This is a genomic window from Lentzea sp. NPDC058450, assembly GCF_042721395.1.
Lineage (GTDB): Bacteria > Actinomycetota > Actinomycetes > Mycobacteriales > Pseudonocardiaceae > Lentzea.
Window position 1 is genome coordinate 1 of the sequence record NZ_JBHXLO010000057.1, and the last position, 12568, is coordinate 12568.

Below are 12568 nucleotides of genomic sequence, written 5' to 3' on the forward strand. Positions count from 1 at the left end.
GGCCTTTTCCGGCCGACCAGCACCTCGCAAGGGCCCCGAAGTCAAGCCCCAATCTCTATCGACGCGCCAGCGGCGATGACTCGACCACGCTCGTCCGTGGTTGTCTTTGCGCCCCAACGCAACCACCACCCAACCTACCGCCCCAACGGAACCGGCCCCACGTACCGAACCTCGTTGGACAACACCACATCATGGCTCTTCACGTCGATCTCGATCCGATCCCCATCAGCGATCCGAAACCCGTCGTGGAAGCTCGCCTCATCCGCCCCCAACAACACGTAGTTGACCAACCCGGGTCGCCGAACCGCCGGAAACGAGAACAGGTGCTCCACCATGTCCTGCACCCGGTAGTACAACGCATCCGCCCCGCAGTCGAACGGCCCTTCCCAAGCCACGGCCCCATCCCGGACGATCGACACCCGCCCGGTGACCGAAACCGGCGGCGCATCCAGGAACAGCCAAGGCGCAACAGCGGTGTCGCACAACTTGCAGTAGGGGTTGTACCCGTTGTCCTTCCGGTGCAGCCCGATGTCGCACAGGTCGTTGGCGAACGTGTAGCCGGCGTAGTGCGGATACCCCTCAGCATCGTTGACGTAGACCAGAAGCACCTCAGGCTCCTCGATCAACGCCACCGGCGAGGCAGGCACGGTCAACGGCTCACCGGGCAACCGAGCCCAGTCCCCGAACCCCTTGAAGAACCACTTGGGCGGCACGAACTCGTCACCCTCCACAAAGGTCCGACCGTCCCACTTCTTCTTGTGGGTCCCCATGAATCCGCTCAACAACGCCTTCTCCCCACCCGCAGGCAACAACGGCGGCAGAAACCGCAGCCCGGGATCGTTCAGCGACACCTCGATCGAAGCCCCCGAAGCCCCCGAGGCCCCCGAAGCAAGCGACGCCCTCAACGCGGACACGGACCCGTTGGCCTCCACAACAGCATCGGCCACCTGACCGTCGGCCACGCGGTGCAGGGTCACGACGGGGCCGCGGTCGAACCCCACGTAGCGGTGGCCCTCGTAGACGGCCTCGAACAGCACGGACATGAGATTCCTCCCAGGAAGTGATTCAGGCGGTGAGGCCGGACAGGACCGACCCGATCCGGTCGACGGCGGCGCGGATCCACGGCAGCCACAAGGGGTCGGCGGACTCCAGCGCAGCCAGTCGCTCGGAGTCGGAAGAGCCGTACAGATGGCTGGTCGAGGCGCGAACGCGCAGCACCTCCGCCTCCTCGCCGAAGGCGGACCCGGCCAGCAGACCGATCCCCGCCCGGCTGAACCAGGCGGCGAGGTGTTCGCACCCGTGCACGGAGTGGACCTGAGCGAGCTGAGAACGCAACGGCTCGAAGTCCGGATACAAATAGCAAGTGGCGCGGACAGGAGCGAGCAGCGCACCGGCCGCGACGAACTGCGAGGCGACCGCGGCAGCGACCGTCTCATGCAGACGACGGCTCGCCGCGACGCGCTCCAGGACCTCGGAAGGCTCGTCGAACGCGTAGGCGGCCGCGGCCTGGACCGGAGCCGGTGTGCTGGACCAGATCTGGCTGGCGACCGACACCAGCCGCGAGTGCAACGCACGGCCGAGGTCGCTCGAAGGCAGCCGCGCCACCCCGGTCCGCCACCCGCCGACGGCCAGGTTCTTGGTGAGCCCGGTGGTGACGACGGTGCGTTCCGGCGCGGCACGGGCAGGTGACACCGCAGACCCGGCGAACACGAGGTCGCAGTAGATCTCGTCCGACACGATGACGAGGTCCAGTTCCCGTGCCACCGCGGCGAGACGGCGCACGGTCAGCTCCGACGCCACGGTGCCGGAGGGGTTGTCCGGCACCGTCACCACGACGGCGCGCGGGTTCTGCCCGGCCGCCCGCGCCGTGAGAACGGCCTCCCGCAACAAATCGGGGTCAGGCACGCCACCCGAGCCCGGCGCGACGGGCACCGGCAGCGGCCGCACCCCTGCCAGCACAGCCTGCGACGGGTAACTCACCCACCCCGGCACCGGCACGACCACGTCGCCGCCGATCGCCAGCAGCAGCGCGAACAACAACGGTTTGCTGCCGGGCCCGGCCACGACCAGATCCGGGTCGGTGTCCAGACCGCGCCGGGACCAGTAGCCCGCCGCGGCCGACCGCAACGCGGCACTGCCCTCCACCGGGCCGTAGGAGGTCGAGCCCGCCGAGTGAGCGAGCCGGGCGCGCAACGACGGCAGCACGGGCAGGCCGATCTCGCCGCTCGCCATCGAGATGACCTGCTCCCCGGCCGCACGCCGGCGGGCGAGGTCCGCGTCGGCGGCGAGCGTCGCCGACATCGCGACGGGCCGGGACATCAGACCGCTCCCGCGTACCGCGTGCGCAGTTCGGCCTTGCGCACCTTGCCGGTCAGGGTCTTGGGCAACGCGGGCAGCAGCTCGAGCCGGTCCGGCAGGAAGCGCGGGTCCTGCCCGGCGGCCAGCAGGTGCGCGCGCACCTCGTCGAGCGACGGCCCGGACCCGCGCGGCACGACGACGGCGCAGATCACCGGGCCGAGCCCGACCAGCGCCGCTTCGAGCACCTCGGGGTGGCTGCCGATCACGGCCTCCAGTTCGGTCATCGGCGCCACCCGGCCGTCGCGCAGGATCGCGTCACGGGCGCGGCCGATGATGCGGATGCCGCCCTGGCCGTCGTGCCGTGCGAGGTCGCCGGTGTCGAACCAGCCGTCCGCGTCGAACTGCTCCGCGAACGCCTCCTGGCGCCCGTAGTAGCCGAGCGCCAGCGCCGCCCCGCGCACCCGGAGCCCGCCCACGCCGCTCTCACCGTCCACAGCGGACAGGTCGATGCGGAGCTGCATGGCGTCGATGGACACGCCGTTGCTGTGCGCCGCCCGGTCAGGGGCCGCCGAGGGACGGGTCATGGTCACCGGGCCCATCTCCGACATGCCCCACAACGAGTACGTGCGCGCCCCGAGGTGCTCGCGCACGCCGTCGACGAGGTCGCCGAGCACCGGCGCCGAGCCGACCACGACGTGCTGCAACGTCGGGGTGGCGCGCTTGTCGTGCCGTTGCGCCTCGACCACGTCCGCCACGGTGGCGGGCGGGCCGTAGAGCAACGTCGCGCCGTACCGTTCGACAAGGTCCAGCAACACCTCGTTGCGCTTCACGTCCTGGAACGTCACGGTGCCGCCGAGCAGCACGCCCGCCAGCACGCCCTGGGCGAACCCCGAGTAGTGGATCAGCGGGGTGGACACCGCGGCGACCCACGTGTCGTCCAGGCAGTAGGCGTCGACGTACCCGCGCACCGCCGCGTGGACCGTGTTCGGGCTGTGCAGCACGCCCTTGGCCGGCCCGGTGGTGCCCGACGTGAACAGCACGAGGAACGGATCGTCCGCGCCGACCGCGAGCCCCTCCAGAACAGCATCCCGCTCCGCCGCCACGAACGCCGAGTGGAACGACGAGTCCACCGCCAGCACGTGCTCCAAAGTGGACAGTTCGGCCCGCAGTCGCTCCCCGATCTCCGTCTCCGCGGTGATGAACACCGGCGCCGAGGTCAGTTCGAGCCGGTGCCGCAGCTCCGGTTCGGGGCACACCGGCGAGATCGGGCAGATCACCGCGCCGACGGCCATGCAGGCGAAGATCAGCGGCACCATCTCCCACCGGTTCGGGAGCTGCACGGCCACCACGTCACCCCGCCGCACGCCGAGGCCGAGCAACGCGGCCGCGAACCGGTCCGTCAGCGCGGCCAGCTCGGCGTAGTCGAGCGTGTCGGTGCGCGACTCGGCCACCCGCCTGCCCGCGATCGCGAGCTTGTGCGGACGTTCCCGTGCCTGCGCGCGCAGGTCGTCGAGGAACGTCTCGTCCCGCCACCAGCCGAGCGCGCGGTACTCGGCGGCCAGGTCGGCACTCCTCGCGTTCACCCGCGCTCCTGCCTGCGCACCGCGAGCAGCTCCGGCAACGGGTCGCCCGCGCGGGCCGCGGCGATCTCCAGCAGGTCCCGCGTGTTGCGCGCCACCCGGTCGCTGATCCAGCCGAACACCCAGTCCTTGCGCGCCTGCGCCGGCAGCTCGAACGGCACGACCCGCGTCACGGCGAGGGCGGCCGAGCCGGCGCCGCCGATGTTCGCGATCACGCCGGGCACCAGCACGGCACCGGACGCGGCGATCTTCTCCTTGGCCACCACGCTGGAGGCGATGTTCGCGCCCTCCACCACCAGGCCCGCCCGCAACCGGTGCGCGTTCTCGGCGTTCAGCGCGTGCTTCTGCGCCGCCAGCACGAGGATGTCGGCGTCGACGTCGAGCCACGCGTCCGGTTCCTCGGACACCTTGACGTGCGAAGGCAACCTCGACCGGTCGATGCCGCCGAACTCGTCGGTGATCGCCACGAGGTCGTCCACCGGCAGCCGCTCGGCGCTCACGGTGCCCAGCACGTCCGCGACACCGACGATCACGTGCCCGCGCTCCTCCAGGAACCGCGCCACCGCACGGCCGACCGCGCCGAAGCCCTGCACCACCACGCGCGACGACCCGGTGCGGCCGCTCGCCTCCAGCGCGGTCACGGCGGCGACCCCGACGCCGTGCCCCGTCGCGTCGATCAACGGGTTGTAGTAGGTGTCCCAGTCGATCGGCATGTCGGGGACGCCCGTGCGGTGCCGCGGGTCGTAGCCGGACTCGGCGAAGAACACCGCGCGGTCGCCCGGCGTCACGCCCATGTCGATGCCGAGGTGGATGCCCCCGTGCAGCAACGGTTTCACGGTCCGCCCGAACGTGCGGAAGGTCGTCTCGCGGTCGGCGTCGGTGGCGACGACGCCCGCCTTCGCACCGCCGATCCGCAGCCCGGCCAGCGTGAACTTCTCCGTCATGTCCCTGGCGAGGCCCGCGACCTCGTCCTCCGTCACCCCGGCGGTCATCCGGGTCCCGCCCATCGCGAGACCGTCGACCAGCGAGTCGACGACGACCCATCCCTTGATGTCGCCACCGCTCCCGTTCAGGTGCACGGTGAAAGCGGGCTGCTCCGCAACGCTCATTGCCCAGTCCTTCTCTGCGTAGGTCACGAGTAGAGCTGCGCGAAGCCGCGCAGGATGTCCAGGCCGTCGGCGCGGAACTCCAGGTGCGCCTGCGCGCCGAAGATCCGGCCGTCGTCGGAGCGCAGGAACTCCACCGGCGCGTGCTCCGAGTGCCCGATCGAGCGGAAGCCCGCCGGAGCCGCCTGGAGGTACAGCGTGTGCCGGTGGAAGACGGTCACCGTCGGCTTCACGTGCGTGAAGAGCGGTTCCTGCTTGTCCACCTGCACCTCGTACCCGCCGACCCGCTGCGGGCCGTCCGCGAGCTCCCCGCCGGCGGCGACCGCGATGATCTGCATGCCACCGCAGATCCCGAACACGGGAACGGTCGCGGTCGTCACGAGATCGATGAGCGGCTTGTAGTACGACGTGTCGTAGGCCCGCACCTTCGTGCCGCTCAGCACGATCGCCTGGTACCGACCCTCCACAGAGGACGGCACCTCGGCGGCCGGCACGGCCTCGGTGTCCGAGCCGAGCTGCTCGAACCGCGCGCGCAACTGCTTGAGCGACAGGGTTCCGTTGTTGACGACTAGCACACGGGGTCGTGCCACGTGCGTGCTCCTCACAGTCGCGTGATGGTGGTTCCGGTGCGGTCGGCGAGCAGGTCCGTGACGGGCGCGCTGCCGATGACGACCCGTGCCACGCCCTGGTCCAGCGCCTCGCCCGCGGCGCGCAGCTTCTTGCGCATCCCGCCGGTCGCGCCGTTGTCGCGGAACGCCGCCGCGGCCTTGGCCGAGATCCGCCGCACCGGCTCGCCGTCGACGAGCAGGTGCGCGACGTTCGTGACCAGCACGAGGTCCGTCGCGCCGACGCCGCCCGCGATCGCCGCCGCGGCCCGGTCGCCGTCGGTGTTGACCTCCTGGCCCGCCGCGTTGCGGGCGAGCGGCGTGACGACGTAGGCGTGGCCCGGCTGGAGGTTCTTCAGCGACGACGGGTCGACGCCGGTGATCGGGCCGACCAGGTTGTCGAGCTCCACCAGCTGCTTCTCCCGCCACCACCAGCGTTCGCCCTCGCCAGCGCTGACCAGGCCGTCGCTGCCGAGCAGCCGTTCCACCGCAACGCCGCGGCGTTCCAGCCGGCTGATCACCTCGGCGGCGATCTCCGCGCTGACGGTCTTGATGTCCTCGATGACCTCGGGCGTGGTCCAGCGGCTCTGGTTGCCGTAACGGTCGCGCAGGATCTCCGGCTGCTTGCCCTGGCGTTCGCTCAGCCGCTTCAACGGCTTGGACCACCCGTGCACGAGCACCAGCGGCGTGCTCCGGCCGTGCTCGGCGAGGTCGTCCCACCAGGAGCCGTCGAGATCTTCGAGGCAGCTGCCGCCGAGCTTCACGACGGTCGGCGTGGCGCTCATGCGGGCATCAGCGGCTGCGCCGTCAGCCCCGTCTCCTCGGGCAGTCCGAACCGCTTGTTCGTGACCTGGATCGCCTGTCCCGCAGCGCCCTTGACGAGGTTGTCCAGCGCGGCGAGGACGACGATCCGGCGTTCCTCCTCGTCCACGAGCGCCGTGACGTCGCAGAAGTTCGACCCCAGCACGGCGTGCGGGTCCGGCACCGGGATCAGCGTCTCGTCGTGCCGGCGCACCCGGACGAACCGATGTCCCTTGTAGAACCGCAGATACGCCCGGTGCAGCTCGCGCTGGTCGACGTCCTGCTCCGGGAAGACGTACGAACTGGTGAGCAGGCCGCGCACGTGCGAGACGCCGTACGCGGACATGCTCAGCGAGCCGATGTCGCCGGAACCGTTGTGCCGCAGGAAGTCCTTCACCTCGGCCGCGTGCCGGTGCCCGGTCGGGGCGTACGGCGTGATGGCGCCGTTGCGGTACGGGTGCAGGTCGGCCGTGCGCAACGACGCACCACCACCGCTAGACCCGCTCTTCCCGTCCACCACCACGGTTTTGAGGTTCAGGCCCAGGCCGAGCGCGAGCGGCGCCAGCCCGAGCGTGAGCGCGGTGGCGTAGCAGCCGGGCAACGAGATCAGCGACGCGTCCGCGAGCCGGTCGCCGAGCAGCTCCGGCACGCCGTAGACGAACCGCTCCGCGAGGTCGGCCCTGCGGCGCACCTTGGGGTACCAGCGGTCGTGCAGCTCCGGCGTGCGGATGCGGAACGCCCCGCTGAGGTCGACCACGACCGGCACCCGGTCCGCCAGCAACGCGGCCAGCTCGGCCGACACCGGCGCCGGGGTGGAGAGGAAGACGACGTCGGCGTCGATGTTCTCGGTCACGGGCTGCACGGTGACCCCGAGATCGAGCCGCAGCCCGGGGTGCAGCTCGGAGGGCCGCCTGCCGACGCTTCCCGAACCGCCGAGGAACGTCAGCTCCAGCTCCGGGTGCCCGGCGATCAGCCGGATGAGTTCGCCACCGGCGAGCCCGGAGGCACCGATGACACCTGCCCTGATCACTGTGTCAGCTCCTTGAGATGAGCGCCGATGGCCGACTCGACGTCGGCGCCCGTCGCGGAGGCCACGGCCCGGAACGCGGGGGCGTGGTTGACCTCGTTCACGACGTAGCCGTCGCCGGTGCGGAACAGGTCGACGCCGTAGATGCCCTCGCCGAGCACGCCCACCACGCCGTCGACGATCTTGAGCACGTCGGGGTCGTGCGCGACGGCCCGGTGGTTGTTGCCCAGCGCCGCGTTGTTGCGCCAGTCCGTGCCGCCGCTGCTGAACTCGGCCGCGCCGACCACCTCCCGGCCGACGACGAGGCACCGCACCGACGTGCCGCCCCCGATGTACGGCTCCAGCAGGCAGGCCTGCTCGAACGCGTGCCCGAGGTCCTCGACGTAGTCGTAGACGGACTGCGCCACGTCCGAGTCGCGGATCAGCGTGACCCGCTTGCCCATGCCGCCGTAGACGGGCTTGAACACCAGCGGCAACGGGAGCTCGGCGAGCGCCTTCTCGAAGTCCCTGCGGGACAACACGAGCCGGAAGTCCGACACGGGGATGCCCGCCGCGGCCAGCACCACGCGCAGCACGGCCTTGTTCTCACACGCGTGGATCGCCCTGGCGGAGTTGAGGGTGTGCACCCCGGCCGCCTCGGCGAGCGTGGCGATCAGACCGCCGCGGGTGTAGCTGCGGCTGCGCACCATCGCCACGTCGTAGCCCGCGAGCGACGGTGCGGCCGGGTCGCCGAGGCACAGCGACTCGTCGTTGATCCAGTCGACCTCCAGGCCGAAGCCGGGGGCCGCCGTCATCAGCCGGCGTTCCTCCCAGCCGATCCGGTCGGCGACGATCGCGATCCGCGCGCCCATCACTGGCCCCAGTCGCGGAGCTGGACCTGGACCATCTGCAGCGTCAGCTGACCGTCGACGACGCCCTCGACGCGCAGCGTCAGCAGGCACTCGGGGCACGACAGCGTCTCGCCCTCGACGATCGGCGGCACGGTCAGGTCGGTCTCGCACTCGGGGCAGACACCGGACAGGGTGGGAGCGGTCATGACGTGACTCCGTTTTCGTTGGTGCGGCAGGGTTTCTTCACTGGGCGAGGAAGTCGACGGCGGCCTTGCCGATGGCATCGCGGTCGAGCAGCGGGGCGCCGTCGCTCTCCTGGCGCCGCGCGAGCCACGACGTGAAGGCGTCGACGTCGACGGACAGGCCGGTCTCGGCGAGCGCCCACCGCACGAGCGCGGGTGAGAGGCGCGTGCGGACGCGCAGCTCGCGGACGTTGCCGACGACCTCGGCCGGCAGCGTCTCGTAGGCCTCGGGGTTGGTGAGCTGGCCAGGGAGCTCGTACGCGAACGCGTGCGGCGTCGTCGGACCGGACTGGAACGCCTCGCCGAGCCCGGCGCCCTTCAGCGCGACCCTGGACAGCTCGGTGAGGTGCGACAGGTCGAACCTCGTGTCGCCGTGCACGATCCGCAGCGACGTCAACAGTTCCGCGAGCGGCGCGTTGCCACCGCGTTCGCCGATGCCGCCGACCGTGGCGGAGATCCACTTCGCGCCGGCCCGGACGGCGGCGAGCGAGTTCGCGACCGCCATGCCCAGCATGTTGTGCGAGTGGATCTCGATCTCGGAGCCCTCGATCGCGGTGATCCCGCCGATCACGTCCTCCATCTGCCACGGCGACAGGTAGGCGACGGTCTCGGCGAGCCGGAACCGGTCTGCGCCCGCCGCGAAGCCGTCGGTGACGTACGGGACGAGCCGCTCGGCCGGGGTGCGGGCCCCGTCCTCGCCGCTGAACGTCACGTGGAAACCGCGGTCCTTGGCCTGCGAGATGGCCGAACGCGCGAGCGTCTGCAGGAACTTGAGGCTGGGCGACCCGAGCTTCAGCGCGGCGTGCTCCGCCGACGTGGGGATCGAGTACATGACGTGGTGCACGCCCAGGCGTTCCGCCTCGTCCAGCGCCTGCGCGACCTGCTGGCGGTCACGCACGACGACGAGCGTCATGCTGCGCTTCGGGCCGACGGCCTCGTGCACGGCCTCGACGAGGTCCGCGTCCTTCGAACCCGGACCGGACACCATGCCGACCTCGACCAGGTCGACACCGGTCCGCACGAGGAGGTCCGCGATCACCGCGGCGTCCTGCGGTCCGAACTCGACTCCCGCCATGTGCGCGGAATCCCGCAAAGTGGCGTCGGAGATGTGGGGGAGTGCCGGCGACTCACTTGTGACGGCCGTTTCCGACATCGCTTTCTGCTCCTTCCGAAAGTTTCGCTTCGAATCGGAGGCGAATACAATTTCGATTGCCTTGATCACCCTGCTGCACGTGGCGACGGACGGGCAAGGAGGTCCATGCAAGGAACGCGTCATGGAATGCAAAGAAATGTCAAGTCCGAGAAGAAGTGTGGGGAGGTGCTGAAGCGACGGTCAAATTTGCGCGCGAAGCTGCCGGTCACCGTGACGTGAGTCCTACGGTGGTGACATGGATCTTTTCTCGATGCCACGGGTAGGGGTCGTCGTTCCACCGGAGAACCCCACCGCCGAACCGGAGTTCAACCACCTCATCGGCACGACGGCGAATGTGTACGCCGCTCGTTTCCCGAACACTCCCGGGGTCGGGTTGCGGGAAATGCTGGAGACCTACAACGACGTGCTCCCCGAGACCCTCGACGGCTTCGGGGAGATGCGCCTCGACGCCGCCGTGGTGGCGTGCAGCGCGTCGCACTACCTGCTCGGTCCCGAGGGCGATCGCGAGTTCTGCGAAGAACTGTCCGCGCGTGCGGGATTTTCGGTGCTTTCGTCTACACAAGCGATTCTCGCGGCGTGCGCGGCGCTGGGCGTCACCCACCTGACGCTCGTGTCGCCCTACCAGCCGTGGCTGACCGACACGTCGCGCGGCTTCTGGGAGGAGGCGGGGCTCGTCGTGGACGACGTCGTCCTGGTGCCGGCCGAGGGGGATGTGTTCGACCCGTACCGGGTGACCGCCGACGCCGTGCTGGAGCGGGTGCGGAACCGGGACTTCGCGGCGGGCAGCGCGTTGCTGTGCACCGGAACGGGCATGGGCACGCTGGCCGCGCTCACCGAGCTGGCCCGCGCGGACGCCGGTCGCACGCTGCTGACCTCGAACCTCGCCTCGGCGTGGTGGGCCACGCGCGCGGTGGGGGCGGTGCAGGAACACCCTCTGCTGAGGCGGCTGGGGCGGCAGCCGGTGTGACGGCTTGGGGTGCCGGTAGGTGGTGGCGGCCGGGTGGTGGCGGGTGGTGAGTGCCCGGCGCCTCGCTGAGCCGGGCCTCAGACTCCTCCGCCGGTCGTCAGCCCGCGGCCACCGTGCGCGCGTGCCCCAGCCGGTACCCCACTCCCCGGACGGTGATGATCCACCGGTTCGAGCCCAGCTTCGCCCGCAGGCTGCTGACGTGCGTGTCGATCGTGCGGCTCGAGCTCGCCCAGTTCGTGCCCCACACGCTCGCCATCAGCTGCTTGCGCGACACCACCGTCTCCGGGTTCGCGGCCAGCGCGTAGAGCAGCTCGAACTCCTTCGACGTGACGTCGACGCGCTGGTCGTGCAGCCGCACCTCGCGGGTCCGCTGGTCGATGCGCAGCGGTTCGATCGAGATCGTCTCGGGCTCCGCCTTGCCGCACCGGGACCGCCGCAGCACCGCCTCGATGCGGGCCCGCAGCTCGCGCATGCCCCACGTCTTCGCCACGCAGTCGTCCGCGCCCTCCCGCAGCGCCAGCACCCGTTCCAGCTCGTCGTCACGATGGGTCCGCGCGATCAGCGGGACGTTGCTGACCGCCCGCAGCGAGCGGCACACCTCCAGACCGTCCACATCGGTCAGATCGAGCGACAGCAGCACCAGGTCGGCGTCGCGGCACGCCTCCAGCACCTGCCTGCCCGCGTGCACGCTCCTGGCCGCGTACCCCTGCCGGCGCAGCTCGGACACCACCGAGTCCGCCGCCGGGCCGTCCTGTTCCACCACGAGGATGTTCTTCATCGTCCAGGCCCCTCAGCACGCGGTTCCGGACAACGCGAGCGACGGCGCGCACGCGGGCAGGTTCCGGTAGGCGTAGGCGGTGGAGGCCATCGTCATGTGGTGGTGCCAGCCGGGGAACGAACGGCCCTCGAAGTGCAGCGCGCCGAAGTGCTCCTGGAGCTCCGCGATCGTGGCCAGCGCGGCGATCCGGGCGCGGGCGAGCGCGAGCACCTTGCCGACGCGTCCGCCGGTGCAGCTGGTGATCCAGTACCGGCCGGGCTGGCCGAGGCTCTGGCTCGGCCACTCCAGCACGCGGACCGTGCGCGACTGTTCGTCCGGGGCGCCGAAGAGCGGCAGCCTCGCCTGCTTCGCGTAGATCTTCACGGAGACGGACCCGCGGTGACCTGACGGCGGCGTCAGCAGGTGTGCGCGTTGCCCGAGCCGTGACTCCATGAACTCGCCGACCGTGACGACCGCGGGCGCGCCGGGGCGTCCGGTGACCAGCAGCTGGCTCTGGTGGACCTCGCACGCGAACTCCAGGCCGCGCCGGACCAGGCCCGCCAGCACCCCGGTGGCGTCCTCGCAGCGCACGAGGTCGAGCGCCCACGGCACGTCGGGCAGGGCCGGGTCCGCGGCGGCGCTGTCCGCGAAGTCCATGACGTAGGAGGCGACGGGGTGGCCGTACTCCGTCGCCGGGATGCGCGCGCGGTCGCGGCGCTCGTGGTCGGACTCCCAGACGCCGCGCAGCACGAGGCTCCAGCCCACCGGGAAGCTGCCCGCGTCCGTGGCGAGGAAGAAGCCGAGGGAGCGCTGGCAGTTGACGGGGCGTTCGGTGCCGGCGGCCACGTGCTGGTGCACCCCCACCGAGTGCTGGCCGCGCTTGGGGATGATCAGTTCGGCCGTGGTCCACGCGTACGGCGTCGTGCTCGCGGCGATCTGCCGGGCGACCCTGCGCCGCACCGGTTCCCAGTCCCACGGGCTGCCGTTGATGAACTGGTGCAGGCCGTTCGCGGCCGCCGCCGGGAGTTGTTCGGCGCGGGCGAGACCCCGGGGTGTTCGCCTGCCATTCCCGTGGACGAGACCTCTGAGGTAAGTGCGGGCCCACCGTCGTTGTTCCGCGCGGGTGAGAGACTCGAATACTCGGTCCACGAAATCTTGCAGGCGCAAGTTCTCAGCTAAGACAACCTCGTTCGACTGGCTTA

The 12568-nt window shown here is 70.9% G+C and carries 13 protein-coding genes; 1 reads left to right on the forward strand and 12 read right to left on the reverse strand.

Features of this window, described 5'->3' with window-relative positions; genetic code table 11:
* Positions 1-134 precede the first annotated feature (134 nt).
* Genes ACFWNN_RS44590 through ACFWNN_RS44635 form a run of 10 tightly spaced genes read right to left on the reverse strand, consistent with a single transcriptional unit; the run spans position 135 to position 9642 of the window.
* Positions 135-1043, reverse strand: a complete 909-nt coding sequence (locus ACFWNN_RS44590) for a hypothetical protein (RefSeq protein ID WP_382446029.1) — start codon at positions 1041-1043, stop codon at positions 135-137.
* 22 nt (positions 1044-1065) lie between these two features.
* Positions 1066-2319, reverse strand: coding sequence for a pyridoxal phosphate-dependent aminotransferase (locus tag ACFWNN_RS44595; RefSeq protein WP_382446030.1), 1254 nt, complete (start codon positions 2317-2319; stop codon positions 1066-1068).
* Complete coding sequence (locus tag ACFWNN_RS44600) at positions 2319-3881, reverse strand: AMP-binding protein (RefSeq protein ID WP_382446031.1); 1563 nt, start codon at positions 3879-3881, stop codon at positions 2319-2321. The genes ACFWNN_RS44595 and ACFWNN_RS44600 overlap by 1 nt, the downstream gene beginning before the upstream one ends.
* Complete coding sequence (locus tag ACFWNN_RS44605; RefSeq protein ID WP_382446032.1) at positions 3878-4987, reverse strand: Glu/Leu/Phe/Val dehydrogenase dimerization domain-containing protein; 1110 nt, start codon at positions 4985-4987, stop codon at positions 3878-3880. The genes ACFWNN_RS44600 and ACFWNN_RS44605 overlap by 4 nt, the downstream gene beginning before the upstream one ends.
* 23 nt (positions 4988-5010) lie before the next feature.
* Positions 5011-5574, reverse strand: a complete 564-nt coding sequence (locus tag ACFWNN_RS44610; RefSeq protein WP_382446033.1) for a type 1 glutamine amidotransferase — start codon at positions 5572-5574, stop codon at positions 5011-5013.
* An 11-nt stretch (positions 5575-5585) separates the two neighbouring features.
* On the reverse strand, positions 5586-6374 hold the full coding sequence (locus ACFWNN_RS44615; RefSeq protein ID WP_382446034.1) for a hypothetical protein: 789 nt from the start codon (positions 6372-6374) through the stop codon (positions 5586-5588).
* Complete coding sequence (gene argC, locus ACFWNN_RS44620) at positions 6371-7420, reverse strand: N-acetyl-gamma-glutamyl-phosphate reductase (RefSeq protein ID WP_382446035.1); 1050 nt, start codon at positions 7418-7420, stop codon at positions 6371-6373. The genes ACFWNN_RS44615 and argC overlap by 4 nt, the downstream gene beginning before the upstream one ends.
* The gene (locus ACFWNN_RS44625) at positions 7417-8268 is read right to left on the reverse strand and encodes a RimK family alpha-L-glutamate ligase (protein WP_382446036.1); all 852 of its coding nucleotides are present in this window, start codon (positions 8266-8268) and stop codon (positions 7417-7419) included. Before ACFWNN_RS44625 ends, argC begins: the two co-directional genes overlap by 4 nt.
* Positions 8268-8453, reverse strand: a complete 186-nt coding sequence (locus ACFWNN_RS44630; RefSeq protein ID WP_285638369.1) for a hypothetical protein — start codon at positions 8451-8453, stop codon at positions 8268-8270. The genes ACFWNN_RS44625 and ACFWNN_RS44630 overlap by 1 nt, the downstream gene beginning before the upstream one ends.
* A 37-nt stretch (positions 8454-8490) precedes the next feature.
* Positions 8491-9642: a hypothetical protein gene (locus ACFWNN_RS44635; RefSeq protein ID WP_382446037.1), complete on the reverse strand. Its 1152-nt coding sequence runs from the start codon at positions 9640-9642 to the stop codon at positions 8491-8493.
* A 235-nt stretch (positions 9643-9877) separates the two neighbouring features.
* On the opposite strand from ACFWNN_RS44635, the gene ACFWNN_RS44640 reads away from it, so the two are divergent.
* Positions 9878-10609 carry a hypothetical protein gene (locus ACFWNN_RS44640; protein WP_382446038.1) on the forward strand — a complete coding sequence of 244 codons (732 nt, stop codon included), beginning with the start codon at positions 9878-9880 and terminating at the stop codon, positions 10607-10609.
* 97 nt (positions 10610-10706) lie between these two features.
* On the opposite strand, the gene ACFWNN_RS44645 is transcribed toward ACFWNN_RS44640, so the two are convergent.
* Both ACFWNN_RS44645 and ACFWNN_RS44650 read right to left on the reverse strand, forming a co-directional pair.
* Positions 10707-11387 (reverse strand): response regulator transcription factor, encoded by a 681-nt coding sequence (locus ACFWNN_RS44645; RefSeq protein WP_285638376.1) that lies wholly within the window; start codon positions 11385-11387, stop codon positions 10707-10709.
* Between the two features lie 12 nt (positions 11388-11399).
* A complete protein-coding gene (locus ACFWNN_RS44650; protein WP_382446039.1) occupies positions 11400-12515 on the reverse strand; it encodes a transposase in 1116 nt (371 codons plus the stop codon).
* Positions 12516-12568: the final 53 nt, after the last annotated feature.

What these genes read in the sequence shown, in the direction of transcription:
- ACFWNN_RS44615 (WP_382446034.1), bottom strand. Translation starts at nt 6,374, where the DNA reads ATGAGCGCCACGCCGACCGTCGTGAAGCTCGGCGGCAGCTGCCTCGAA.
- ACFWNN_RS44630 (WP_285638369.1), bottom strand. Translation starts at nt 8,453, where the DNA reads ATGACCGCTCCCACCCTGTCCGGTGTCTGCCCCGAGTGCGAGACCGAC.
- ACFWNN_RS44640 (WP_382446038.1), top strand. Translation starts at nt 9,878, where the DNA reads ATGGATCTTTTCTCGATGCCACGGGTAGGGGTCGTCGTTCCACCGGAG.
- ACFWNN_RS44605 (WP_382446032.1), bottom strand. Translation starts at nt 4,987, where the DNA reads ATGAGCGTTGCGGAGCAGCCCGCTTTCACCGTGCACCTGAACGGGAGC.
- ACFWNN_RS44590 (WP_382446029.1), bottom strand. Translation starts at nt 1,043, where the DNA reads ATGTCCGTGCTGTTCGAGGCCGTCTACGAGGGCCACCGCTACGTGGGG.
- ACFWNN_RS44595 (WP_382446030.1), bottom strand. Translation starts at nt 2,319, where the DNA reads ATGTCCCGGCCCGTCGCGATGTCGGCGACGCTCGCCGCCGACGCGGAC.
- ACFWNN_RS44635 (WP_382446037.1), bottom strand. Translation starts at nt 9,642, where the DNA reads ATGTCGGAAACGGCCGTCACAAGTGAGTCGCCGGCACTCCCCCACATC.
- ACFWNN_RS44625 (WP_382446036.1), bottom strand. Translation starts at nt 8,268, where the DNA reads ATGGGCGCGCGGATCGCGATCGTCGCCGACCGGATCGGCTGGGAGGAA.
- ACFWNN_RS44645 (WP_285638376.1), bottom strand. Translation starts at nt 11,387, where the DNA reads ATGAAGAACATCCTCGTGGTGGAACAGGACGGCCCGGCGGCGGACTCG.